The sequence below is a fragment of the Novosphingobium sp. LASN5T genome (assembly GCF_003856955.1).
In the GTDB taxonomy this organism is placed as follows: domain Bacteria; phylum Pseudomonadota; class Alphaproteobacteria; order Sphingomonadales; family Sphingomonadaceae; genus Novosphingobium.
The window spans coordinates 113,526-136,835 of the sequence record NZ_RQSI01000008.1; the positions used below are offsets into that span (position 1 = coordinate 113,526).

A 23,310-nucleotide genomic window follows, 5' to 3' on the forward strand; every position below is an offset into this window, starting at 1 on the left:
GCCGCACAAATTACTGATTTTTTTGCACTATATTCGCCAGCACCTCGCCAGCGTAGCGCGGGTTGCAAACATGGCACTTTCACGCCCCCCGAATTTGTACGCGACGTTTACGATTTGGAACCATCCTGAATGTTACGCGAACCGAAGCGGACGAACCTGCGTCCGTATCGCACGGAGCAGTTTGGGTCAGGCTTTGAATATGAAGGTCGGTTGCCAATGGCGCTAAAGCAGATTGAGAAGGATCAGGTCCGCGCCGGCATGTGGATTCATGCCATCAAGGGCGTGTGGTTCTTCCACCCGTTCTGGCGTGGCAAGTTCCTTCTGGAGCATAGCGACGATGTGGACGCGCTGCGCTCTGCGCGGATTTCCGGCGTGATCATCGATACCGATAAGGGGCTCGACATCAAGGTCGACCCTCCCAAGGCCGCGAACCAGCCCGCTCCTCCGCCCGCCGCCGCACCTGCGCCGCCCCGCGCGACCTCGCGCAAAAGCGCCAAGCCACGGCTCGCCCCGATCGCACCGGCAGCGCGCCAGAAGCCCGCCGCGCCCGAAACCTGCTCCATGGCAGCCGAACTCGGCCGGGCGCGCAAGACCGTGAACCTTGCGCGTCGCCTGATGTCCCAGCTTCTGAAGCAGGTTCGCTCGGGCGATACCATCGATGCCGAAAAGCTCGGACCGCTGGTGGACGAAATCGCGGATTCGCTGTCGCGCAACAATTCCACGCTCACGTCGGTGCTGCGACTGAAGCGCAAGGACGAATACACCTACATGCATTCGGTGACCGTCTCGGCGCTGATGATCAACCTTGCCCGCGAACTGGATTTCTCCGAGGAAAAGGTGCGTGAGGCCGGCATGGCCGGCTTGCTGCACGATATCGGCAAGATGGCGATCGATGATTCGATTCTGAACAAGGCCGGACGCCTGACCGACGCCGAGTTCGCCTCGATGCGGGAGCATCCCGAACGCGGGCATTCCGTACTGCGCAAAGACGATACGCTGTCGGCGCTGGTCATGGACGTGGCGCTGCATCATCACGAAAAGGTCGATGGCACCGGGTATCCCCACCGGCTGAGCGGCGACGAGATCACGCTGCTCTCGCGCATGGGCGCGGTGTGCGATGTCTATGACGCCGTCACGTCGGACCGCCCCTACAAGGCTCCTTGGACACCGGCCGAAGCGATCCACGAGATGCTGAGCTGGAACGGCCATTTCGACGAATATGTGCTGGCCGCGTTCGTGCGCTCGGTCGGCGTCTATCCGGTCGGCTCACTGGTGCGCATTCCCGGCGACCGGCTCGCGATCGTGATCGAAACGCACCGCAAGCATCCGGAACGCCCCACGGTGCGCGCTTTCGCCAGCACCACGCCCGGCATGACAATCGAGCCGGAAGACATCAACCTGGCCGAAACGCAGGACGACATTCTGAGCTTCGAACGGCCGGCCGACTGGGACCTTCACGATTGGGAAGAACGCTGGCCCGAACTTGCCGGCGCTTCGCTCAAGAACGTCAAGGGCGAGAGCCGGAAGCGATAAGGCGGCCCGCTGGCCGCTTCGCATCCGCACCGGTATCCTCGTTGAACGCCAGCGCGCCCACGTTATCCAGGGCGAAGCTGAAGTTTTCGACCACCTTGCGGAACACCGACGAATCAAGGCCGCCTCCGGTCACCACATCCCAAGACAGCACGACCGACTTGTCGGTGCCAATGGTCAGGGCGCCGAACCGATAGTCGCGCGCGAAGGCCGCCGCTTCCTGCGGCCCGAAGGGCTTGTCGGGCGTGAAACTGGCGCTGAACTGCAACGACTGGCAATTGTCGTGCATCTTCGCGTCGCAATCATAGAACAGCACGAACGTCTGCCATTTGCCGATGCGCGCGTTGATCAGCGGTTCGCCGGCGTCATCCGCGGTCAGATCGGCGCCATAGCCCAGCGAGCGCAGCGCCGCGACCACGCCATCCGGGCTGGTCGCCGAAACCTGCCGCGCCAGCGCGACGGGTTCGGTATCGAGATTCATGCTGGCATGGGCGGGCACCGAGGCCGCAAAGGCACTTCCCAAAGCCAGAAACGCGGCAATCCGGCGCGATTTCATGATGGCATCCTCTGATTTTTATATGATTTGAGAGGATGGTGACTGAAACCGCGCCTGACGGCAAGACCTTATCGGGGAACAGGCCCTACCAGCCGCAGTCCTTGCCGCGGTTCTGCTGCTCCAGCCAGCGCGAAAGCGGCGCGAAATAGCGCACCATCGAGGCGCCGCTCATCTCGCGGCTGCCGGTGAAGGCTTCCAGCGCATCGGGCCAGGGCTTGGATGCGCCCATCGTGAGCATCGCATTGAGCTTCTGGCCCACCGCCTTGTTGCCATAGAAGCTGCACCGGTGCAGCGGCCCCTTCCAGCCGGCCTGCTTGCACGCCGCCTCGAAGAACTGGAACTGCAACACCCGCGCCAGGAAATAGCGCGTATAGGGCACCACGGCGGGGATGTGATACTTTGCGCCCGGATCGAAGGCATCGGCGCTGCGCGGCGCGGGCGGCACGATGCCCTGATACTTCAGGCGCATGTCGTTCCAGGCCGTTTCATACTGCGCGGGCTTGATCGTGCCGTTGAACACGTTCCAGCGCCAGCGATCGATCAGCAGGCCGAAGGGCAGGAACGCCACCTTGTCCATCGCCTGGCGCAGCAGCAGGCCGGTGTCCTTTTCCGGCCCCGGCACCTTCGCGCGATCGAGCAGGCCGATCTGCACGAGATATTCGGGCGTGATCGAGAGCGCCACGAAATCGCCGATCGCTTCGTGGAAACCGTCGTTGGCGCCGTTCAGGTAAAGCGGGTCCTGCCCGTTGTAGGCGCGCTGATAGTAGTTGTGGCCAAGTTCATGGTGGATGACGCCGAAATCGTCACCGTTCACCTTGATGCACATCTTGATGCGCAGATCGTCCTTGTTGTCCACGTCCCAGGCCGAAGCGTGGCACACCACCTCGCGATCACGCGGCTTCACGAACTGCGAACGCTGCCAGAAGGTTTCGGGCAATTGCGCCAGGCCCAGCGAGGAATAGAAGCCCTCGCCCGCCTTCACCATCTTGAGCGGATCGTAGCCCTTCGCTGCCAGCAGATCGGTGACGTCGTAGCCAAGATCCCCCGCCCCGGCGGGAGCGACGATATCATAGATGTTGCCCCATTCCTGCGCCCACATGTTGCCCAGCAGGTCGGCGCGGATCGGGCCGGTCCTGGGCTGCACGGCATCGCCGTACTTCTCGTTGAGCTTGGTGCGGACATAGCAGTGCAGCTGGCGGTAAAGCGGCTGGACCTCGCCCCAGATCTTCTCGGTCAGCGCCGCGAAGGCATCGGGGTCCATATCGTAGTTCGAGCGCCACAGCGCGCCGGTATCGGCAAAGCCAAGTTCGCGCGCGCCAGCGTTGGCGATATCGACCATGCGCACGTAGTCGGCCTTCATCGGCGTGCCGACCGTATCGTGCCAGCTTACCCACATTTCCTTGAGCTTCGCCGGATCGCGCGTGGTGCCCATCGCTTCCTCGATGTCGCTACCATTGACGGGCTCGCCATTCAGCGTGCCGTGGCCCTTGCCGTAGATGCCCTGGACGCGGGCCTGCAGCGCTGCGAATTCCTCGGCCGCGCCGGGGGTGGTGGGCGCCGGCGTGGTGATCTGGGTGCGGATGACCAGCAGCTTGCGCGCGACGTCAGGCGCAAGGCCTGGCACCTTGGCGAGGATCGCCGCCTGTTTGGCCTGATCGACCTGAAGCTTCGTCAGCGCCGCGTTGCCAGCGGACGTAAGCTCGGCGGTATCGTAGGTTATGTTGGTCTGATAGACCCACTCGGTGCGGTTGGTGCGGATGGACTGGTCGAAATAGTCCTTTTCCGCCTGGGACAGCCACGTCTTCACCGTGGCGGGTGTGGCGGCAGCATCCTGCGCGCAAGCGGGCGCGGCAAGGCCCGTCACGGAAAGACCCGCGACGGCCAGCGCAAGAACGGAAGACAGCGATTTCATGGACGGGGACTCCCTGACGACATTGCCAGCGCCGCGCGATGCGGGCGCTTGTCATGCCTCCGTGGTTAAGCCTCCGAACGCCGCGGTCAAGCCGGACTGGTAAGAAACGAAACGATCTCCGCCCCCATTTCCGGCACGGTCACACTGCTCATGTGCGTGCCGGGAATGGTCGCGCGGCGCGCATCGGGCAGCGCGGCGGCCAGCCGGTCGGCCGAGCCGTTGTCGTTGTCCTTGTCACCGCACAGCACCAGCACGGGCATGGTCACGCCGGCCAGATCCTCCGGCGCGGTATCCGCCATCGAGCCCAGCAGCAGCCGCGCGGCCACGCGATCGACGTTCATCGTCTTCATGAACTGCTGCGAGACATAGGCGGGATCACCGGGCCGGATCGTGCCGAAGCGATCGATCACGTCGATAAAGAAATCGCGCCGGCCCTTCCATCCGGCAAGCCCTTCCAGCCCCATGCCCGCCAGCACCAGCCGGCGCGGGGAAAGCCCGCCCAGCACCGCCCGCGCCGAGGTGCGCGACCCCAGCGAGAACCCGCACAGGTCGAAATCGGTGAGCCCCAGATACCCCACCAGCGCCATGGCATCGAGCGCGAGCACGTCCGCCGGATAGGAAGCCGGATCGTGGGGCGCGGCACTTTCACCATGCGCGCGCAGATCGGGCATCAGGCATTCGAACCCGGCGGCGACAAGCTGCGCGGCGGTGCCGAACTTGACCCAGTTGATCGCCGCCGAGGAGAACAGCCCGTGCAGCAGCACGACCGGCCTGCCCTTCCCCATCCGGTGCAGCGCGAGTTGCGCACCGCCATGGCCGGCGAAGAATTCGGTGGTCAGCTCGGTCATTCGGGAACCTCCAGTCCGGCGGCCTTCCAGCGGTCGGCCACGCTCGGCGTCTGGTCGCTGCGATGGCGGGGAAGCGCGCGCGTGTCCAGCCATGCCTCGTGCAGGCTTTCCGTGCCGGCATGCGATACCGGCCGGAGGATCGAAGGATCGTCGAAACTGCCGACGGTCAGGTCCATCATGCCGGCGCCATCGAGGAAGGCAAAGCCCAGCGGCGTGCCGCAAGCCGAACAGAACGGGCGCCGCGCGATCGGGGACGAGGCATACCAGTCGGGCTCGCGCTCCCAAACGATGGCATCGCGCGCAACCTGCACGAAGGCCGCCGCCACCCCGCCGGTCGCCTTCTGGCACATGCGGCAATGGCAGAGATAAGCCTCGTGGTTGTCCAGCCGCACGGCATAGCGAATGCGGCCGCACTGGCAGCCGCCGGTCATGGTGGTCAGCATGAGCGAGAGGATAGCGAAGGGGCAACGCTTAAACCAGAGTCACTCCCTACATTTAGCTATGGACTGCGGCGGCCTGCCTCGTGCCTTCCGCATCAAGGGGGGCTGGGAGATCGAGCGGCCTTTCGATGGAAATGACGCCCCGTGCCCAATCGGCAATCACGAACCTCGATTTGCCGTCTGGCTTCGCGAGTACCATCGATACGCCCACGCCCGCCACCGCCTGAGGCGCGTCCATTGCCGCAACGCCACGCGCAAGCGTAAAGAACTTAACATCCGAAAAGCGGCATCCCACCACATCGAACAACGGGCGCTCATCCGTTCCGCCATTGCGCGCAATTGCAATGTAGCCTTCCGCATCGGCGCCCTCCGCCTCAGACAGCAAGGTAAATCCGCTCAGGACGCGCTGATCGTCCTTGAATGGCCGGAAAACCTCGCCGGAGCGCATGTCCACCAGCCTCAACGCCCGGCGCCCTCCGCCTGGTACATCAAGATAATATAACGTGAGCGGCCTGTTTCCCGCATGCACCACCTCACCGATCAACCGCGTGTTGTCGACGGGCTGCGATATGGTGGATGACCCTGGAAGCTCCCTGCGTCGCACTAGGTCGGACGTCATCGCAACCAGCAGCAGCACGAGGCCCACGATCAGCAAAACGGCAATCACTGCGAAGGCAATCGTGTTGAACGCCCTCAATTTGCGCATCAGCCGCCTTGAGAGCATCCACCGGGGTTTCTCGTCATCCACTAGGAACCAGCCCCTTCTGTTCCATGCGCCACACCGCAAGGTCGATGCGGTCCTGCCCGAAGAAGGGTTCGCCGTCAAAGACCAGCGTCGGCACGCCCCAGTGCCCGGCGGCTTCCAGCGCTTCCTGGTTGGCAGCGAGTTCGGCGTCGAGCCGGTCCGCGTCGCTGGCGGCTTCGGCTTCGAGTTCGGCGAAGTCCAGCCCGGCGCGCGTGGCGGCGCCGGCCAGATGATCGCCTTCGTGCCAGCCCTGCGTGCCGCCCCAGATCAGGCGCGAGACTTCATCGGCGAAGGCCAGCGACTTGCCGCGCCGCGATGCCGCCTGCCCCATGCGAGTCAGGCGGAAGATATAGGGCTGCTCGTCCGCGATGCGCCGCGTGGCGATGTCCTGCACGATCGGATCGGGGCGCGGCGGAACGAAGGGAATGCCGTGGAACTGCGCCAGCCGCGCCACATCCACGAACAGATAGCGCAGCCAGCCCGGATGATTGCGTTCGAAGAAATCGGGCTGCCGGATCGCCAGCGGATAGACCGGGCGCAGATTGATGGCGAGGTCGTACTCTTCCGTCAGCGCGCGATAGCGGCGCGTGGCGAGGTAACTGTACGGGCTGCGGAAAGACCAGAAAACGTCGGCGGAAAGCGTCATGGCGCGAGTGCCCTCTCCCAAGGATCAGAGGCGATCCTAGGGAGAGGGCGGCTGTCGCGCAAATGTTATGACATCGGAAATGCCGAATCCTTCCCGCAACCGGGGAGGAATTGCCGGCTTACCCCTTCTTGAGGTGCCGGCGGCCCAGCAGTTCCGCGATCTGCACCGCGTTAAGCGCCGCGCCCTTGCGCAGGTTGTCGGAAACGCACCACAGCGCCAGGCCGTTATCGACCGTGGAATCCTCGCGCACGCGCGAAACGAACGTGGCGTAATCGCCCACGCATTCGATCGGAGTCACGTATCCGCCGTCCTCGCGCTTATCGACGAGCATGACGCCCGGCGCCTCGCGCAGGATCGACTGGGCCTGTTCGGCGGAGATTTCTTCCTCGAACTCCAGGTGCACCGCTTCCGAGTGGCCGATGAACACCGGCACGCGAACGCAGGTGGCGACGACCTTGACCTTCGGATCGAGGATCTTCTTGGTTTCGGCGACCATCTTCCATTCTTCCTTGGTCGATCCATCGTCCAGGAACACGTCGATGTGCGGGATCACGTTGAACGCGATCTGCTTGGTGAACTTCTTCGGTTCCACCGGATCGCCGACGAAGATCGCGCGGCTCTGTTCGAACAGTTCGTCCATGCCTTCCTTGCCCGCGCCGGACACGGACTGGTAGGTCGAGACGACCACGCGCTTGATCTTCGCCGCATCATGCAGCGGCTTGAGCGCGACGACCATCTGCGCGGTCGAGCAATTGGGGTTCGCGATGATGTTGCGCCGGGTATAGCCGTCGATCGCATCGGGGTTCACTTCGGGCACGATCAGCGGCACGTCCGGGTCCATGCGATAGAGCGACGAGTTGTCGATCACCACGCAGCCCTGCGACGCGGCCTTGGGCGCATAGATCTTGGTCGGGCCGGAACCGGCGGCGAACAGCGCGATATCCCAGCCGGTGAAATCGAAATGCTCGATGTTCTGGACCTTGAGCTTCTGCCCGGTCTCGCCGAACTCGATCTCGGTGCCCTGCGAACGCGGCGAGGCGACAGCGGCGATCTCGTCGATCGGAAACGCGCGCTCGGCAAGGATGTTGAGCATCTCGCGGCCCACGTTCCCCGTCGCGCCGACAACTACAACCCGGTAACCCATGTCACTTCCCTTCCAGTGCCGCGCATCGCATGACGCGGGCCGTCCATAGCGGCTGGTTCCGACCAGCCAAGCGAATTGGCCTTCCGGCCACCCAAATTCCTATTTCCCGGCCACGAGCGGCGCCGGTCCGACGCCGTTGCGATCGAGGAAACGGAAAACCGTCTCGTAGAGATGCTGGCTCACCTTCGGCCCACTGATGCGGTGGGTATAACCGGGGTAGAGCATCATTTCGAAAGGCATCGCCTCCGCCTGCATCTTGGCAATGAACGCGGAGGAGTTCTCGAACACCACGTTGTCGTCCGCCATGCCGTGGATCAGCAGCAGCGGATCGCGGATGCGGCCGGTATCGGCCAGCGCGTTCGACGTGGCATAGACCTGCGGTTCGCGCTTCGGGTCGCCCAGGTAGCGTTCGGTATAGTGGGTGTCATAGAGTTCCCACTTGGTGACCGGAGCCACGGCGATGGCCGCCGCATAGGCGCCGGGGTCGGCCTGCAGCATCTTGATCGACATATAGCCGCCATAGGACCAGCCAAACGTGGCGATCCGCTTCGGGTCCACGAAATCCAGCGCCTTGAGGTAATTCGCCCCGGCAAGCTGGTCCTGCACCTCGGCCGAGCCCATCGCGCGGTAGAGTGTGCTTTCGAACTTCACCCCGCGATTGGCCGATCCGCGGTTGTCGATCGCGAAATAGATATAGCCCTTATCGACGATCGCCTGCGCCAGCGCGCCCTGCCAGCCCTTGTGCACCACCTGCGCGTGCGGGCCGCCATAGTGGAAGGTGAAGACCGGATACTTGCGCCCAGGCTCCAACGGCGGCGTGATCATCATCCAGTGCAGCGGAGTGCCATCGGCGGCCGGGATCGTGCCGAAGGTCGCCGGGCGATGGCTGGCGAGATAGGGCGCGTAAGGGTGCGATCCCTCCACGCGGTTCTCCTCGATCCACGCGATGCGCTTGCCGGCGGCGTCAGCAAGGTAGGACTGCGGCGGCTGCGCATCGGCATTGCGCGTGACCATCAGCGTCTGGCCGCGCTTGTCCATCGTCGCGGCGTTGTCGAAACCGGGATCGGTCAGGCGCACGATCTTCGACGGCGCCGCGAGATCGAGCGCATAGACCTGCTGCGTCAGCACGCCGTCCTTCGTACCGGTGAAGAACACGCGGCCGGCCTTCTGGTCCACGCCGACAAGGCCGGTCACCACCCAGTCGCCCTGCGTGAGCTGCTGCCACTGGCTGTCCGGATAATGGTCGGGCCGGAAGCGGTAGAGATGGCCGAAGCCATCGCGTTCGGACCACCAGATGAGGCTGCCGTCCGCCAGAAAGCGATAGCTGTCCGACAGGTTGATCCAGCTGCGTTCGGCGGCCTGTTCGCTGAACAGCACCCGCGCCTTGCCCGTGGCGGGATCGACCGCCAGCATGTCGAGCCGGGTCTGCGCGCGGTTTTCGCGCTGGACGTAGAGCGTCTTGCCGTCGGGTGCCCAGTCCACGCGAGCCAGGTAGATGTCCTTTTCAGCGCCCGGATCGCCCGCACCAAGGTCCACCGCCACGCGGCCGCTGCCGTCCGGCGCCATGATCCACAGCGAAACCTCGGCGTTGGGCGTGCCGGCGGCCGGATAGCGCTGGTCGAAGGTCTTGGTGCCCTCCGCGCCGATTGCCGCGCGGGTGACCACGCCCACGCTCGCCTCGTCGAACCGCTCGACCGCCAGGCGGCTTTCGTCGGGCGACCACCAGAAACCCGCAAAGCGGGACATTTCTTCCTGCGCGACGAATTCGGCCTCGCCCCAGTGGACGGTCTGCGCACTTTCCTCCGGCGTCACGGCGACGGGCGCGCCCTGCCCGGCGACCTGACCGACCCACAACCGGCGATCGCGCACATAGGCGATGCGATCGCCCTTCGGCCCCAGTTTGGGGTTGAGTTCGCCCCCCTGCGTTCCGGGAATGCGCTGGACGCTGCCGTCCAGCCCGGCCAGGAACAGATCGCCATCGAGCGGCACCAGCACGGCCTTGCCATCTGGCGCCCATTCGTAGCTGACGATGCCCTTCAGATCGCCGATCCGCTGCCGCTCGCGCTGCATCTTCTCGGCCTCGGACAGTTCCTTGCCCGACGACAGCTTGAGCGAATCCACCAGCATCCGCCACTTGCCCGTCTTCCGCTCGAAGCCCCACAGGTCATAGCGCTCACGATCGTCGGCACGGTTGCGCAGCAGCGTGAGGTACGCGCCATCGGGCGAGAGCTTGACCCCGCGCGGTGCCGGCCCGTTGAGCGAGGGACTGGCGAAGACGCGCTCCAGCGTGAGCGCGGGCGCGGCCTGCGCGGTGGAGGTCACCGGCGGTTCTCCGGCGTGAGCCGAAGCGAGGGGCAGAAGGGCGCAGAGCGCCGATGCGGCAAGGAGGTGTCGGAAGCGAAGCATGGCAAGGTCACGAACCTCTCTGGGAAAGGGCAGCGGATGAGGAGAACCGGCGAAAACGGCGCGCAGACAGCAAAAAGGCGCCCTGGCGGTGGTGCCAGGACGCCTTTCTACACAATTTCCGTGTCTTGGGCGTTGGGCTTTCAGCCCTCCTGGCCGGTCTTGACGACCTTGCGCTCGGCAATACGCGCCGATTTGCCGGTGCGGCCACGAAGATAGTAGAGCTTCGCACGACGCACGACACCACGGCGCACCACGGTAATCGAATCAATATTGGGCGAGTAGAGCGGGAACACGCGCTCCACGCCTTCGCCGAACGAGATCTTGCGCACGGTGAAGTTCGAGCCGAGGCCACGGTTCGAGCGCGCGATGCACACGCCTTCGTAAGCCTGGACGCGGGTGCGGTCGCCTTCAACGACGCGCACGCCCACGCGCACGGTATCGCCCGCGCGGAAATCCGGAATATCCTTCTTCGCCTTGAAATCGGCGATGGCTTCAGCTTCAAGCTGCTGAATCAGGTTCATTTTTCAATCGTCCTGCACTTCACGCTGCGCGCCAGAGGCAGACTGGACCCGAGCACCGACGTGGCGCTCCCAAAGGTCCGGCCTGCGTGACCGGGTATCGTCTTCCGAACGGCGTTTCCGCCATTCCGCGATTTTCGCATGATCCCCCGATCGCAGCACTTCAGGGATCGTGCGCCCTTCCCATTCGACGGGTCGGGTATAGTGCGGGTATTCGAGGAGACCGTTCTCGAACGACTCCTCCTGCCCGCTTGAAGGCGCGCCCATTACGCCGGGAAGCAGCCGAATGCAAGCGTCGAGCAGCATAAGGGCGGCGCATTCGCCGCCGGACAGCACGATATCGCCCACCGAGACTTCCTCGACCTGCCGGCCCGCGAAGATGCGCTCGTCGAAACCCTCGAACCGGCCGCACAGCACGATCACACCGGGACCGGCCGCCAGTTCTCGCACGCGCTCCTGCGTCAACGGCTTGCCGCGCGGTGTCATGGCAACGACCGGGCATCCGGGATGCGCCGCCAGCGCATGATCGACCGCCGCCGCCAGCACGTCCACCCGCAGCACCATGCCGGCGCCGCCGCCAGCGGGCGTATCATCGACGGTCCGGTGCTTGTCGATCGCGAAATCGCGGATCTGCACGGCATCGAGCGCCCACGTCCCCTCGCGCAACGCCCGCCCCGCCAGACTGACGCCGAGCGGGCCGGGAAACATTTCAGGATAGAGCGTGAGGACAGTGGCGGCGAAGGTCATTCGGGCTTCTTGGCAGAGATCAGGGAACGGCACCCTCGAACGTGAACCGCAACGCCTGGATCGTTATCGGGCGCGTCGGCGCGAGGACGATCTGTCCGTTGACGCTCCCCTTGCCGCAAGTCCAGCGGAAAGTGCCGGTCATGCGGCCGGTCGGCGTAACCGGCGCGGCGGTGTCGCACGTGCCGGCCTGCGCTTTCAGCTCACCCAGCACTTTCGCCCAGTTTTCGGCCGTGCGATCCATCGGGAAGTTCATCGCCACGCGGCCGTCCAGCGGGGCAATGGCACCCGTCTGCCACACCGCCTGCGCGGCAGCGTAGAAACTGGCGAGATCGGCCGAGATGGGCATCGTCGGGCGGTGGAGCAGGCCCGCCTTGTACATCAGCATCGCCGCGTCCCACGCCGGCCCGGTGGGGCCGGCATAGGTGCGGTTGGTCAGCACGAAGATACCGGTGCCGTATTCGGGCATCAGCATGACATGCGAGCCATAGCCCGGATAGCCGCCGCCATGGCTCATGGTGAGGCCCAGGTCGCAATCCTGCATCACGCGCCAGCCCATGCCATACGCGAGCGCCAGCGGGCAGGCGGTGGCACCGGTGCTGCCGGGGCGGGTGGCGATCGAGACGAAGTTCAGCCCCTGCGCCAGTTCGCGGATGGTCGCGCGGCGCACCGGCCCTGTTTCCGGCCCGTCGCGCGCCGGCCAGCCGGAGAGGAGGAAAGCGATCCACTTCGCATAGTCGTTGGCGCTGACCTGCAACCCGCCCATGGAATTGAACGCGCCGTCCCGCATGGTCGGCTCCTCGCTCCACGCGCCGTTTTCCCAGCGATAGCCGATGGCGCGGCGCTCGATCGGCGAGGCGGGCGTGTCATAGCCGCTCGAGGTCATGCCCAGCGGGGCGAGGAAAGTCTTCTCGACATAGCGGCGATAGGGCTGGTGCGTCACGTTGGCGACGATCCGGCCGAGAATGGCATAGCCGAGGTTCGAATATTCGTGCCGCGCCTGCGGTTCGCGCGTGAAGGGCACCCCGGCTTTGAGCAGCGCGGTGAAATCCTCCTGGCTCAGCACCTGCTGGCGATCGCCCCAGGGATCGTCGGTGACGAAGCCAGCGACGTGCTGCAACAGATCGCGCACACGGATTTTCGGGGAATCGCTGGTGGGATAGGTCCAGCCGCGCATCTCGGGCACGTACTTTTCGGCCGGATCGTCCAGCGCGAGCAGGCCCTTGTCGCGCAGCGAGAGGATCGACAGCGCGGTGAAGGCCTTGGTCATCGAGGCGATGCGGAACAGGCTGTCGGGCGTGACGGGGCGGCGCGCGGCGAGATCCTGCACGCCTTCCCCCTTCACCAGTGCGAGATGGCCGCCCTGCACCACGCCATAGACGAGACCGGGCACATGGTTTTCCACCATGAACGTGGTGAAGCCCGCTTCGATCCGCGGCGCGATGCTATCGAGCGTGGCGCTCTGGGGACTCGTGCTCTGGGCGTGAAGCGGTGACGCCGCGAGCACGACCGCCATCGCCGGAATCATCGTCATCGCCCGCATCGGAACCTCCCGCCCTGCCAATATTGCGCGCGGAACGTGCCTGATACGGGTGCGAATGCCCAGCGGGCGCATCAACCCTTTTGCGGATTGCGCGCGGGTGTTACCGGAAAGCCCGCGCCGGGCCGAGCACGGCCACGCGATAGCGGTACTTGCGAACGGCCAGATGCGCGGTCGCGGCGGCAAGGCCATAGGCCGCCAACCCCAGCAGGACGAGCGCGAGCGCCACGTCATCCTCACCCGCCATGAGCAGTACGATCGCCGCCAGCCAGATCACACCGGCAACCGGCAGGGCGGCATGGAGCGCGAGGCGCAGGTCGCCCCATTCAGGCCGGCGCACAACGAGCTTCTGCGCCAGCACCCGGCCGGCGATACCGAAAGGGATCAGGAACAGGATCAGCGCGAAGTCCATGGCGACGATCATATACGGATCGCCACGGCGGCGTTATCGAAACAAAGGCCGGACCGGGCCGAAATCAGGCCTCGGCATAGGCGGAAGCGATCAGCATCCGCGTTTCGTTCCATTCCGGCACAGCTTCGGCGCGCATCGGCACCATGAAGCGCTTTCCATCGGGCCGGCGGATTTCCAGCACATCGCCCGCGCCGTAGTTTTCGACCGCGATACATTCGCCCAGCGATTCGCCATCGGTGGAAACGGCTGCAAGGCCGATCAGGTCGGCGTGATAGTACTCGCCCTCCGCCAGCGACGGCAGGGCCGAGCGCGGCACGGTGAGCGCGGTGCCGCGCAGCCGTTCGGCGGCGGTCCGGTCGGTCACTTCGGCGAAGCGGGCGATCGCCCCGCCCTTGCCGTCATCGCGCAGCTTTTCCAGCGTCAGGCTGGAAGCGTTGAAGGCGCGGTAGCGCTTGAGCGCCACCACGCCTTCTCCGAACAGCTTGAGACGGACTTCGCCCGTCACTCCGTGCGCACCGGTCACGGCGGCCAGCGTAACGGGCTTGTCCGACAAGATCAGGCCTCGGTCGACTCTTCGGCAGCAGCCTCGGCAGCGGGCGCTTCCTCAGCCGGAGCTTCCTCGACGGGAGCCGGAGCAGCAGCTTCAGCGGCGGCGGCTTCAGCGGCCTCTGCGGCTTCACGCGCCTTCTCGGCCTTTTCCTCGGCGCGATCCTTGGCCTTCTGGCCCGGTTCACCCTTCTTGAGGTTGCTGGTCGCGGCGCGTTCCTTGATCCCGGCCTTGTCGAGCAGGCGGGCTACGCGATCGGTCGGCTGCGCGCCGACGCCCAGCCAGTAGCGCACGCGGTCTTCGACCAGACGGACGCGGTTGGCGTCGTCCTTGGCCAGCAGCGGGTTGTAGGTGCCGACCTGCTCGAGATAGGCGCCATCGCGCGGGGCGCGGCTGTTGGCGACGACGACCTTGTAATACGGGCGCTTCTTGGAACCACCACGCGACAGACGCAGAGAAACAGACATTACTTCAACCTTTCCTCGAAACTCTTCGAACGCAAATTTCCGAAATCACTTCTTCCGCAGCAGATCGCCGAGGTTGGCGGGCATGTTGCCCAGCCCCGGCAGACCGCCGGCACCACCCATGCCGCCACCCAGGCCACCGAGCCCGCCCGGCCCGGCCTGCTGGTCCAGCCCCGGCATGGCGGCGCCAAGGCCGCCCTTGCCGAACAGGGCGCCAAGCCCCTTGAGGCCGCCCATCTTCTTGATCTGCTTCATGGCCTTGGCCATTTCCATGTGCATCTTCAGGAGCTTGTTCACGTCCTGAACCTGTGTGCCCGAACCCTTGGCCACGCGGATCTTGCGCTTGGCGTTGAGCAGTTCGGGCCGCGTGCGCTCGGTCGGCGTCATCGAACCGATGATCGCGTCCATGCGCAGCAGCACCTTGTCGTCCATGCCCGATTGCGCCATCGCCTGCTTGGCCTTCTTCATGCCGGGCATCATGCCTGCCAGCGCGCCAAGCCCGCCCATGCGCTGCATCTGCTGCAGCTGGGTGCGCAGGTCGTTCATGTCGAACTGGCCCTTGGCCATGCGCGCGGCCAGCCGTTCGGCCTCGTCCGCCTGCACCGTCGCCGCCGCCTTTTCGACGATGGAGACGATATCGCCCATGCCCAGGATGCGGCCGGCAACGCGCTGCGGGTGGAACGGCTCGATCGCATCGAGCTTTTCGCCCGTGGCCGCGAACTTGATCGGCTTGCCGGTGACCGCGCGCATCGACAGCGCCGCGCCGCCGCGCGCATCGCCGTCCATGCGGGTCAGCACCACGCCGGTCAGATCGACTTCGCCGGCAAAGCTCTGCGCCACGTTGACCGCGTCCTGCCCGGTCAGCGAGTCAACGACGAGCAGCGTTTCCTTCGGCGCGGAGACGGCGGCGACGGCCTTCATCTCGTCCATCAGCGCGGCATCGACGTGGAGGCGGCCGGCGGTATCGAGCAGGAGGACGTCCACCGCCTGCAGCTTCGCCGCGTGGAGCGCGCGCGTGGCGATGTCCACGGGCTGCTGGCCAACGATGATCGGCAGCGTGGCGACGCCGACCTGTTCGCCCAGCACCTTGAGCTGTTCCTGCGCCGCCGGACGGTTCACGTCGAGCGAGGCCATCAGGACCTTCTTGCCCTGCTTTTCCTTGAGCAGCTTGCCGATCTTGGCCGTGCTGGTGGTCTTGCCCGAACCCTGCAGGCCGACCATCATGATGACAACCGGCGGCGCCGCGGCGAGATCGAGATCGGCGGTTTCCGATCCCAGCATCTCGACCAGCGCGTCGTTGACAATCTTGACGACCTGCTGGCCGGGCGTGACCGACTTCAGCACCGACTGGCCAACGGCCTCCTCGGTAACCTTGTCGACAAAACGGCGCACCACGGGCAGCGCAACGTCGGCTTCGAGCAGTGCGATGCGCACTTCGCGCATGGCCGCCCGGACATCGTCCTCCTTGAGCGCGCCGCGGCCACGCAGGCGATCGAACACGCCTCCAAGCCGGTCTGAAAGACTATCGAACACGCCGTATTCCCGTTGCCATGCCCCGCCATTCGCCACATCGCCAACGCAAAACCGCGTAACGCGAAAAACGCCGGTGGGCGAAACCTCGCCGACCAGCGTGTGGCATCCTGTTGGAGCCGTTATTGAGCCGTGCCAGCACCCTTCGGGGTGATGGAACGCGTCGCCCTTAGCGCTGCCCGGACGAAAAGGCAAGCCGAACCGCCATCGCGGATGCCCTATGGCATTGCGCTAAGCCCGCGCGCGCCCTAGATCGCCCGCCATGCGCATACCCTTCCGCAAGATGCACGGCCTTGGCAACGATTTCGTGGTGATCGACGCGCGCGAGACTCCCCTCGCCATGTCGGACCGCCGCGCCGCCGCGCTGGCCGACCGGCGCACCGGCGTGGGCTGCGACCAGTTGATCGTGCTGGAGCCCTCCGCCGTCGCCGACGTGCGGATGCGCATCTTCAATAACGACGGCGGCGAAGTGGAAGCCTGCGGCAACGCCAGCCGCGCGGTGGGCCTGCTGCTCGGCGGCGAACGGCGGATCGAGACGCTGGCCGGCGTGATCCGCTCGGAAGCCGGCGCCGATGGCGTGGCGGTCGACATGGGCACGCCCCGCTTCGACTGGAACCGCATCCCGCTCGCCTATGCCATGGACACCTTGACGATGCCGGTCGGCTGGGAGAGCCTGACCGATCCCGCAGCCGTCAACGTCGGCAATCCGCACGTCATCTTCTTCGTGCCCGATGCCGATGCGGTGGACCTTGCCCGGCTTGGTCCGCTGATCGAGAACGACCCGCTGTTTCCCGAACGCGTCAACGTCAATGTCGCCAGCCTTATCGGCCCCGACCGCATCCGCCTGCGCGTGTGGGAACGCGGCGCCGGGCTGACCCGCGCCTGCGGCACCGGCGCCTGCGCCACCGCCGTCGCGGCGATCCGGCGCAAGCTGACGGGGCGGACGGTAACGGTCGAACTTCCCGGCGGTCCGCTGACGATCGCGTGGCCGGAGGGGGAACAGCCGGAAGGCGGCGCGATCCTGATGACCGGCCCGGCCGCCACGAGCTTCGAGGGCAGCTTCGAGGATACGGACTTCCCCGCATGACCGAAACGGTCGCGCCGGCCGACGTGGTGACGCTGGGCTGCCGGCTCAATCTCGCCGAAAGCGAAAGCATCCGGGCGATGCTCGCGGATGCCGGAACGCCAACGGTCGTGGTCAACTCCTGCGCGGTGACCGCCGAAGCCGTGCGTCAGTCGCGCCGGGCGGTGCGCCGCCTGCGCCGCAGCCACCCGCAGGCACGGCTGGTGGTTACCGGCTGCGCCGCCACGATCGAGCCGGACAGCTTCTCCGCCATGCCCGAAGTGGATGCGGTGGTGCCCAACGCGGCCAAGGCCGATCCGCGTGTCTGGCACCCGAATGGGGAAGAAGCGCCCTCCCGGCAGCGGCAGAGCGAAGTCCATACCCGCGCCTTCGTGCCGGTGCAGACCGGCTGCGATCACGCCTGCACCTTCTGCATTATCCCGCAAGGGCGCGGTCGCAGCCTGTCCACGCCCGTCGCCGATGTTCTGCGCGTGATCGAACGGCACCTGCTGCTGGGCGTCAACGAGATCGTGCTGACCGGGGTGGACGTGACCGGCTGGGGCGCGGAACTGCCCGATGCGCCGCGCCTGGGCGTGCTGGTGCGTGCGATCCTCGATGCCTTCCCCCGCCTGCCGCGCCTGCGCCTCTCCTCACTCGACGGGGTGGAGATCGACGGCCTGCTGTTCGAGATCATCACCGGCGAAGCCCGCGTGATGCCGCACGTGCATCTCTCGCTGCAATCGGGCGACGACATGGTGCTCAAGCGGATGAAGCGCCGCCACAGCCGCGCACAGGCGGTCGCGCTGACGGACGCCCTGCGCGCTGCCCGTCCGGACATCGCCATCGGTGCGGATCTGATCGCCGGCTTTCCCACCGAGACCGAGGCGATGCACGCCAACAACCTGGCCATCGTGCGCGATTGCGGCGTCGTCCACGGCCATGTCTTTCCTTACTCCCCCCGCCCCGATACGCCCGCCGCGCGGATGCCGCAGGTTGCCCCGGCCACGGTCCGGGCGCGGGCAGCCGAAATCCGCGCCGCCGTCGCGGCCGAACGCGCGCGCTGGCTCGCATCGCTGGTCGGCCTTCCGCGCGAAGTGCTTGCCGAACGCGACGGCACCGGGCATTCGCCCGAGTTCGCGCCCTATCGCCTGCCCGAAGGCACGGCCGCGGGCACCATCGTCACCCTGACGCCGACAAGGATCATCGAAGGAATGCTGGCATGAGCCCCGAGCCGGAGAACGGAAGCTGGAGCGACAGGCTTCTCGGCGGGTTTCGCAAGACTTCGGAACGCCTCACCGAGAACCTGACCGGCATTGTCGGCAAGACCCGGCTGGACGACGCGCAGCTCGACGAGATCGAGGACGCGCTGATCCTGTCCGACCTTGGCCCGCGCGCCGCCGCGCGCATCCGCGAACGGCTGGCGGACGAAAAGTTCGAACGCGGGATCGACGAAACCGCGCTGCGCGAAGCCGTGGCCGAGGAAATCGCCGCCATCCTGCGCCCGGTAGCCAAGCCGCTGGAGATCACCGCCTTCCCGCGCCCACACGTCGTCCTCGTGATCGGCGTCAACGGATCGGGCAAGACCACCACGATCGCCAAGCTGGCGCATCTGTTCCAGGAACAGGACTATGGCGTGATGCTGGCGGCGGGCGACACGTTCCGCGCCGCCGCGATCGGCCAGCTCAAGGTATGGGCGGACCGGCTGGGCGTGCCCGTGGTCACCGGCCCCGAGGGCGGCGACCCTGCCTCGATCGTGTTCGACGCGGTAAAGGCGGCGACCGATACGGGCATCGACGCGCTGATCGTCGACACCGCCGGACGGCTCCACAACAAGCGCGAACTGATGGACGAATTGGCCAAGGTCCGTCGCGTGCTCGGCCGCCTGAACCCCGCCGCGCCGCACGACGTGGTGCTGGTGCTCGATGCCACCAACGGCCAGAACGCGCTCCAGCAGATCGAAATCTTCAAGGAAGTGGCGGGCGTGACCGGCCTGATCATGACCAAGCTGGACGGCACCGCGCGCGGCGGCGTGCTGGTGGCGGCGGCGGAACAGTATGGCCTGCCGATCCATGCCATCGGCGTGGGCGAGAAGATCGACGATCTGCGCCCGTTCGACCCCGATCTGGTCGCCCGCGTCATCGCGGGCGTGTTCCGGTGAACGCCTTGCCTTTCCCCCTTCGTCATTGCGAGCGAAGCGAAGCAATCCAGAGTGCGGCCCGAGAGGCTCTGGATTGCTTCGTCGCTACGCTCCTCGCAATGACGATCCAAAGCATGATGCAGGTTTTCCATGTCTGACTCTCAACGGCCCGGGGCCAAGCCCAAGTCCTCGTGGATCAACCTGCTGGTCGATTACGGCCCGTTGCTGGTGTTCTTCCTCGCCTATCGGCATTTCAGCCCCAGGGAAACCAACGCCGGGATCGGCACCGTGGTGGCTGTCACCAAGGGTACGGTCGCGTTCATGGTGGCGACGATCGTGGCGCTGATCGTGTCGAAGTGGCGGCTCGGCCGGATCTCGCCGATGCTGTGGCTGTCGACCGTGCTGATTCTGGGCTTCGGCACGCTGACCGTGCTGCTGGGCGATCCGTTCTGGATTCAGATCAAGCCCACCGCGATCTACCTGCTGTTCGCCGGTGTGCTGTTCGCCGGCCTTGTCCGGGGCAAACCGATGCTGCGCACGCTGCTGCAAAGCGCGTTCGACGGGCTGGACGATGCGGGCTGGATGAAGCTTTCGCGCAACTGGGCGTTCTTCTTCCTGTTCCTGGCGGTGCTGAACGAAGTGCTGCGACACACGCTCAGCTTCGATGGCTGGCTTCAGGCCAAGCTGTGGGGCGTGACCGCGCTGTCGTTCCTGTTCACCTTCGCCCAAATCCCCATGCTGCTGAAACACGGGCTGGGCGCGGAAGCGGCGGACGAGGTGGAACAGAACCCGCCACACGATTGAGCGCTTCAGTCCGTCAAGCCGCTTTGCCGCAAATGGCCGACGCCCTACCGCACGACAAAAACGTGTGACAAATTGCGCACACCCCCTAGAATGTTGTCAGCCCACCTCCGGCGATAACCGGGTAAACGGATCAAAGGGCGCAAACTGGGGGAAAGTTTCATGGCCAAGCTGTTTGGTAACCTGCATCTGGTGCTTGCGATCGGCCTTGTCGCGGCCATCGCTGTTATGCTGGGGTTCGGCGCGGAAGTGCCGGTCGATGTCAATTCCGTGTTCCGCTGGCTGCACGTGTTCTTCGGCATTCTGTGGATCGGCCTGCTCTATTACCTGAACTTCGTGCAGGTGCCGACGATGCCGTCGATTCCGGCCGAACAGAAGGGCGCGATCACGGGCCACATCGCGCCGAAAGTGTTCTTCTTCTTCCGCTGGGCCGCGCTGCTGACGGTCGTTACCGGCCTGGTGATCGCCTACGTCACCGGCTACGTCCACCGCGCGCTGATCTTCCAGGGGCTCAACCTGCATGAAAACCTGATCGGCCTGGGCATGGACCTCGCGCTGATCATGGCGTTCAACGTGTGGTTCATCATCTGGCCCGCGCAAAAGAAGATCCTCGGCATCGTCGAAGCCAGCGCGGAGGAAAAGGCTGCCGCCGCACCGCGCGCCCTGATCGCCAGCCGCACAAACCTGCTGCTGTCGCTGCCGATGCTCTACTGCATGGTCAGCGCCAACCTCGGGTAACTCCGACGCTGACCGGAGCCATCCAGGCTTGCACGGGCGCGGCTTTCTCCGGAAAGTCGCGCCCGTTTCCGTTGGACGATACGTTCGTCAGGAACCCGAAGCGCCATCGTGCTTTGATGTGACGCGACAGAGAGGAGCTTTTTTGATGCGCAAACCCATCTTCACCACCCTGACCGCAGCGGCAGCCGCCATCGCGCTTTCCGCCTGCTCGGAAAAGACGCAGGACAACGCGCAGGAAGCCGCTACGTCAGCCGGGAACGATATCGCTGCCGCCGCCTCGGACATGAGTGCAACCGCCAGCGAGGGCGCGGAATCGGTCCGCAACGCGGCAGACGAAGCGATCAACAAGGCCGACGCCGCCGCCGACAAGGCCGGTGTCGAGGCGGACAAGGCTGGCGTGAAAGCCGCCGATGCGCTGAACAAGGCCGGCGACAAGGCCAAGGAAGAGGCCGCGAAGCTCAAGGCCAAGGCCGAAAACAGCAATTGATCGGTTTATCCTGACAAGCGTCTCCCGTCCGCGCGACGGGCGGGAGACCGTCAGATCTTGAGCTGGCTGCCCAGCTCCACCACGCGGTTTGTCGGCAGCCGGAAGAACTCCATCGCACTCGCCGCGTTGCGCAACATCCACGCGAACAGCTTTTCGCGCCAGATCGCCATGCCCGGCTTGTCCGACGCGATCAGCGTCTGGCGCGACAGGAAGAAGCTGGTCTTCATCATGTCGAACGGTTCGCCGCACATCGTCACGGTCTTGAGCGTGGCCGGCACGTCGGTTTCCTCCAGGAAGCCGAAGCGCAGGCTGACCCGGTAGAACCCGTTACCGAAATCCTTGCAGGCCGATCGCTCCACCTGATCCACGTAGGGCACGTCCTCGATCTGCACGGTCAGGATCACCACCCGCTCGTGCAGCACCTTGTTGTGCTTCATGTTGTGGAGCAGCGCCGAAGGCACGCCCGATGCGGTGGAGGCCATGAAGATCGCCGTGCCCGGCACCCGCGCCGCGCTGGCATGGGCAGACTTGGTGAACACTTCCAGCGGGATCGATCCCTCCGCCATGTTCTGCCGCATCAGCGCGCGCCCGCGTGACCAGGTGGTCAGCAGCGTGAAGATGGTGACGCCCATCAGCAGCGGCACCCAGCCGCCATCGGGGATCTTGGTCAGGTTCGCGCCGAGGTAGCCCGCGTCGATCACGAAGAACAGCGCCAGCAGCCCGACGGCGAACACCGGCTTCCAGTTCCACAGCTTGAACAGCACCACGGCCAGCAGCACGTTGTCGATCAGCATCGCGCCGGTCACGGCGATGCCATAGGCCGCCGTCAGGTTCGACGAACGCTGGAACACCAGCACCAGCAGGATCACCGCGACCATCAGCGCCCAGTTGATGACGGGGATATAGATCTGCCCCGCCGCCGTGCTGGTGTGCTTGATCGTCATGCGCGGGATGAAGCCGAGCTGGATCGCCTGCTGCGTAACCGAGAACGCGCCCGAGATTACCGCCTGCGAGGCGATCACCGCCGCCAGCGAGGCGATGACGAGCAACGGCCACTGGAACCATTCGGGCGCGAGGAAATAGAACGGGCTTTCCAGCGCGGAAGGATCGCGCATCAGCAGCGAGGCCTGGCCCAGATAGTTCAGCACCAGCGCCGGCAGCACGAACGTCAGCCACGACACCCGGATCGGGTTGCGGCCGAAATGCCCCATATCGGCATAGAGCGCTTCCGCGCCCGTCACGGCGAGCACCGCCGCACCCATCGCCAGGAAGCCCCGGAACGGGTCCGCCGCGAACATAATCACCGCATGATGCGGGCTGAGCGCGGTGATCACGTGCGGGAAGGCCATGATGCTGATCACGCCCAGCACCGAGATCGTGGTGAAATAGGCGAGCATGATCGGGCCGAAGAAGGTCGCGACGCGTTCCGTGCCCCGGCTCTGGATGAAAAACAGGAAGATCAGGATGGCCACGACCATCGGCACCACCAGCCGGTGCATTTCGGGCTGATAGACCGCGACACCCTCGATCGCACCCATCACCGAAACGGCTGGGGTAATCATAGAATCGCCATAGAACAGCGCGGTGGCGAACACCCCCATCAGGATGATGCCCTTGCCCCAGCGGTTGCCGCTGGTGTGCTGATTGATCAGCGCCAGCAGCGCCAGGCTTCCGCCCTCGCCCTTGTTGTCCGCGCGCATGATCACGCTGACGTACTTCAACGTCACGATGATCATCATCGACCAGAACATCAGGCTGATGATGCCATAGACGTGCAGCTGGTCGAGCGGCAGCTTGTGGTGGCCGGCGAAGGTATCGCGCAGCGCGTAGAGCGGGCTGGTGCCGATATCCCCGAACACCACACCGATCGCGCCCACCGCCATCTTGAGCAGGCTGCCCTGATGGTGAGTCTGGTGGCCGGAATCGCGAAGAGTGGATAAAGGAACTGCGCTTTCGTCCGAACCGTTCGCAAGCACGGAATCACTCATGGCAACGGTGCCCCCGGGCCTTGGCCCAAACCGCCGGTCCGCCATCGGACACCGGAACGGCGCGGCGCTTTAGCACCGGGCCTTGGCCCCGGCAATGGCTGCCTTCGTCACACC

Annotated in this window: 23 protein-coding genes; 7 read left to right on the plus strand and 16 right to left on the minus strand. The window is 65.5% G+C overall.

Annotated elements, in window-relative coordinates:
- Positions 1–216 precede the first annotated feature (216 nt).
- The gene (locus EH199_RS07885; RefSeq protein WP_124808702.1) at positions 217–1,533 is read left to right on the plus strand and encodes an HD-GYP domain-containing protein; all 1,317 of its coding nucleotides are present in this window, start codon (positions 217–219) and stop codon (positions 1,531–1,533) included.
- On the opposite strand, the gene EH199_RS07890 is transcribed toward EH199_RS07885, so the two are convergent.
- From EH199_RS07890 to ffh, 15 genes are all read right to left on the minus strand, one after another.
- Positions 1,508–2,086, minus strand: a complete 579-nt coding sequence (locus tag EH199_RS07890; RefSeq protein ID WP_223806536.1) for a YbjN domain-containing protein — start codon at positions 2,084–2,086, stop codon at positions 1,508–1,510. The genes EH199_RS07885 and EH199_RS07890 overlap by 26 nt on opposite strands.
- An 85-nt stretch (positions 2,087–2,171) precedes the next feature.
- Positions 2,172–3,998: a M2 family metallopeptidase gene (locus tag EH199_RS07895; protein WP_124808703.1), complete on the minus strand. Its 1,827-nt coding sequence runs from the start codon at positions 3,996–3,998 to the stop codon at positions 2,172–2,174.
- Between the two features lie 86 nt (positions 3,999–4,084).
- The gene (locus EH199_RS07900; RefSeq protein ID WP_124808704.1) at positions 4,085–4,846 is read right to left on the minus strand and encodes an alpha/beta fold hydrolase; all 762 of its coding nucleotides are present in this window, start codon (positions 4,844–4,846) and stop codon (positions 4,085–4,087) included.
- Positions 4,843–5,289 (minus strand): GFA family protein, encoded by a 447-nt coding sequence (locus tag EH199_RS07905; protein ID WP_124808705.1) that lies wholly within the window; start codon positions 5,287–5,289, stop codon positions 4,843–4,845. Before EH199_RS07905 ends, EH199_RS07900 begins: the two co-directional genes overlap by 4 nt.
- A 52-nt stretch (positions 5,290–5,341) precedes the next feature.
- Positions 5,342–6,034 (minus strand): hypothetical protein, encoded by a 693-nt coding sequence (locus tag EH199_RS07910; RefSeq protein ID WP_124808706.1) that lies wholly within the window; start codon positions 6,032–6,034, stop codon positions 5,342–5,344.
- Positions 6,027–6,677, minus strand: coding sequence for a 2-hydroxychromene-2-carboxylate isomerase (locus EH199_RS07915; RefSeq protein ID WP_124808707.1), 651 nt, complete (start codon positions 6,675–6,677; stop codon positions 6,027–6,029). Before EH199_RS07915 ends, EH199_RS07910 begins: the two co-directional genes overlap by 8 nt.
- A 118-nt stretch (positions 6,678–6,795) precedes the next feature.
- A complete protein-coding gene (locus tag EH199_RS07920; RefSeq protein ID WP_124808708.1) occupies positions 6,796–7,821 on the minus strand; it encodes an aspartate-semialdehyde dehydrogenase in 1,026 nt (341 codons plus the stop codon).
- 99 nt (positions 7,822–7,920) lie between these two features.
- Positions 7,921–10,227, minus strand: coding sequence for a S9 family peptidase (locus tag EH199_RS07925; RefSeq protein WP_124808709.1), 2,307 nt, complete (start codon positions 10,225–10,227; stop codon positions 7,921–7,923).
- Positions 10,228–10,367: 140 nt separating this feature from the next.
- On the minus strand, positions 10,368–10,748 hold the full coding sequence (gene rplS / locus EH199_RS07930) for a 50S ribosomal protein L19 (RefSeq protein ID WP_124808710.1): 381 nt from the start codon (positions 10,746–10,748) through the stop codon (positions 10,368–10,370).
- A gap of 3 nt (positions 10,749–10,751) precedes the next feature.
- Complete coding sequence (gene trmD, locus EH199_RS07935) at positions 10,752–11,492, minus strand: tRNA (guanosine(37)-N1)-methyltransferase TrmD (protein ID WP_124808711.1); 741 nt, start codon at positions 11,490–11,492, stop codon at positions 10,752–10,754.
- Between the two features lie 19 nt (positions 11,493–11,511).
- Positions 11,512–13,032: a serine hydrolase gene (locus EH199_RS07940; RefSeq protein WP_223806537.1), complete on the minus strand. Its 1,521-nt coding sequence runs from the start codon at positions 13,030–13,032 to the stop codon at positions 11,512–11,514.
- A gap of 100 nt (positions 13,033–13,132) precedes the next feature.
- A complete protein-coding gene (locus tag EH199_RS07945) occupies positions 13,133–13,453 on the minus strand; it encodes a hypothetical protein (RefSeq protein WP_124808712.1) in 321 nt (106 codons plus the stop codon).
- Positions 13,454–13,505: 52 nt separating this feature from the next.
- The gene (rimM, locus tag EH199_RS07950; RefSeq protein WP_370385485.1) at positions 13,506–13,994 is read right to left on the minus strand and encodes a ribosome maturation factor RimM; all 489 of its coding nucleotides are present in this window, start codon (positions 13,992–13,994) and stop codon (positions 13,506–13,508) included.
- Positions 13,995–13,996: 2 nt separating this feature from the next.
- Positions 13,997–14,455 (minus strand): 30S ribosomal protein S16, encoded by a 459-nt coding sequence (gene rpsP / locus EH199_RS07955; RefSeq protein WP_124808714.1) that lies wholly within the window; start codon positions 14,453–14,455, stop codon positions 13,997–13,999.
- A 45-nt stretch (positions 14,456–14,500) separates the two neighbouring features.
- Positions 14,501–15,985 (minus strand): signal recognition particle protein, encoded by a 1,485-nt coding sequence (ffh, locus tag EH199_RS07960; RefSeq protein ID WP_124808715.1) that lies wholly within the window; start codon positions 15,983–15,985, stop codon positions 14,501–14,503.
- 259 nt (positions 15,986–16,244) lie between these two features.
- On the opposite strand from ffh, the gene dapF reads away from it, so the two are divergent.
- From dapF to EH199_RS07990, 6 genes are all read left to right on the plus strand, one after another.
- The gene (gene dapF, locus EH199_RS07965) at positions 16,245–17,069 is read left to right on the plus strand and encodes a diaminopimelate epimerase (protein ID WP_124808716.1); all 825 of its coding nucleotides are present in this window, start codon (positions 16,245–16,247) and stop codon (positions 17,067–17,069) included.
- Positions 17,066–18,268, plus strand: coding sequence for a MiaB/RimO family radical SAM methylthiotransferase (locus EH199_RS07970; protein WP_124808717.1), 1,203 nt, complete (start codon positions 17,066–17,068; stop codon positions 18,266–18,268). Before dapF ends, EH199_RS07970 begins: the two co-directional genes overlap by 4 nt.
- Positions 18,265–19,203, plus strand: coding sequence for a signal recognition particle-docking protein FtsY (gene ftsY / locus EH199_RS07975; protein ID WP_124808718.1), 939 nt, complete (start codon positions 18,265–18,267; stop codon positions 19,201–19,203). The genes EH199_RS07970 and ftsY overlap by 4 nt, the downstream gene beginning before the upstream one ends.
- Before the next feature lie 129 nt (positions 19,204–19,332).
- Positions 19,333–19,986 carry an inner membrane-spanning protein YciB gene (locus EH199_RS07980; protein ID WP_124808719.1) on the plus strand — a complete coding sequence of 218 codons (654 nt, stop codon included), beginning with the start codon at positions 19,333–19,335 and terminating at the stop codon, positions 19,984–19,986.
- A 159-nt stretch (positions 19,987–20,145) separates the two neighbouring features.
- Positions 20,146–20,721: a urate hydroxylase PuuD gene (locus EH199_RS07985; RefSeq protein WP_124808720.1), complete on the plus strand. Its 576-nt coding sequence runs from the start codon at positions 20,146–20,148 to the stop codon at positions 20,719–20,721.
- A 145-nt stretch (positions 20,722–20,866) separates the two neighbouring features.
- Positions 20,867–21,208: an entericidin EcnAB gene (locus EH199_RS07990; RefSeq protein ID WP_124808721.1), complete on the plus strand. Its 342-nt coding sequence runs from the start codon at positions 20,867–20,869 to the stop codon at positions 21,206–21,208.
- Positions 21,209–21,258: 50 nt separating this feature from the next.
- Here the strand turns inward: EH199_RS07990 and EH199_RS07995 are convergent, their stop codons facing one another.
- Entirely contained in the window at positions 21,259–23,196 is a 1,938-nt protein-coding gene (locus EH199_RS07995) for a potassium transporter Kup (protein WP_124808722.1), read from the minus strand.
- Positions 23,197–23,310: the final 114 nt, after the last annotated feature.

Bases quoted from the DNA above. Each gene is read 5' to 3' on its own strand.
- EH199_RS07925 (WP_124808709.1), bottom strand. From the start codon at position 10,227: ATGCTTCGCTTCCGACACCTCCTTGCCGCATCGGCGCTCTGCGCCCTT.
- rpsP (WP_124808714.1), bottom strand. From the start codon at position 14,455: ATGTCTGTTTCTCTGCGTCTGTCGCGTGGTGGTTCCAAGAAGCGCCCG.
- ftsY (WP_124808718.1), top strand. From the start codon at position 18,265: ATGAGCCCCGAGCCGGAGAACGGAAGCTGGAGCGACAGGCTTCTCGGC.
- EH199_RS07985 (WP_124808720.1), top strand. From the start codon at position 20,146: ATGGCCAAGCTGTTTGGTAACCTGCATCTGGTGCTTGCGATCGGCCTT.
- EH199_RS07990 (WP_124808721.1), top strand. From the start codon at position 20,867: ATGCGCAAACCCATCTTCACCACCCTGACCGCAGCGGCAGCCGCCATC.
- EH199_RS07915 (WP_124808707.1), bottom strand. From the start codon at position 6,677: ATGACGCTTTCCGCCGACGTTTTCTGGTCTTTCCGCAGCCCGTACAGT.
- rplS (WP_124808710.1), bottom strand. From the start codon at position 10,748: ATGAACCTGATTCAGCAGCTTGAAGCTGAAGCCATCGCCGATTTCAAG.
- EH199_RS07890 (WP_223806536.1), bottom strand. From the start codon at position 2,086: ATGAAATCGCGCCGGATTGCCGCGTTTCTGGCTTTGGGAAGTGCCTTT.
- trmD (WP_124808711.1), bottom strand. From the start codon at position 11,492: ATGACCTTCGCCGCCACTGTCCTCACGCTCTATCCTGAAATGTTTCCC.
- EH199_RS07970 (WP_124808717.1), top strand. From the start codon at position 17,066: ATGACCGAAACGGTCGCGCCGGCCGACGTGGTGACGCTGGGCTGCCGG.
- EH199_RS07905 (WP_124808705.1), bottom strand. From the start codon at position 5,289: ATGCTGACCACCATGACCGGCGGCTGCCAGTGCGGCCGCATTCGCTAT.
- EH199_RS07940 (WP_223806537.1), bottom strand. From the start codon at position 13,032: ATGCGGGCGATGACGATGATTCCGGCGATGGCGGTCGTGCTCGCGGCG.
- EH199_RS07945 (WP_124808712.1), bottom strand. From the start codon at position 13,453: ATGATCGTCGCCATGGACTTCGCGCTGATCCTGTTCCTGATCCCTTTC.
- EH199_RS07995 (WP_124808722.1), bottom strand. From the start codon at position 23,196: ATGAGTGATTCCGTGCTTGCGAACGGTTCGGACGAAAGCGCAGTTCCT.
- EH199_RS07920 (WP_124808708.1), bottom strand. From the start codon at position 7,821: ATGGGTTACCGGGTTGTAGTTGTCGGCGCGACGGGGAACGTGGGCCGC.
- EH199_RS07980 (WP_124808719.1), top strand. From the start codon at position 19,333: ATGTCTGACTCTCAACGGCCCGGGGCCAAGCCCAAGTCCTCGTGGATC.
- EH199_RS07885 (WP_124808702.1), top strand. From the start codon at position 217: ATGGCGCTAAAGCAGATTGAGAAGGATCAGGTCCGCGCCGGCATGTGG.
- EH199_RS07895 (WP_124808703.1), bottom strand. From the start codon at position 3,998: ATGAAATCGCTGTCTTCCGTTCTTGCGCTGGCCGTCGCGGGTCTTTCC.
- EH199_RS07900 (WP_124808704.1), bottom strand. From the start codon at position 4,846: ATGACCGAGCTGACCACCGAATTCTTCGCCGGCCATGGCGGTGCGCAA.
- dapF (WP_124808716.1), top strand. From the start codon at position 16,245: ATGCGCATACCCTTCCGCAAGATGCACGGCCTTGGCAACGATTTCGTG.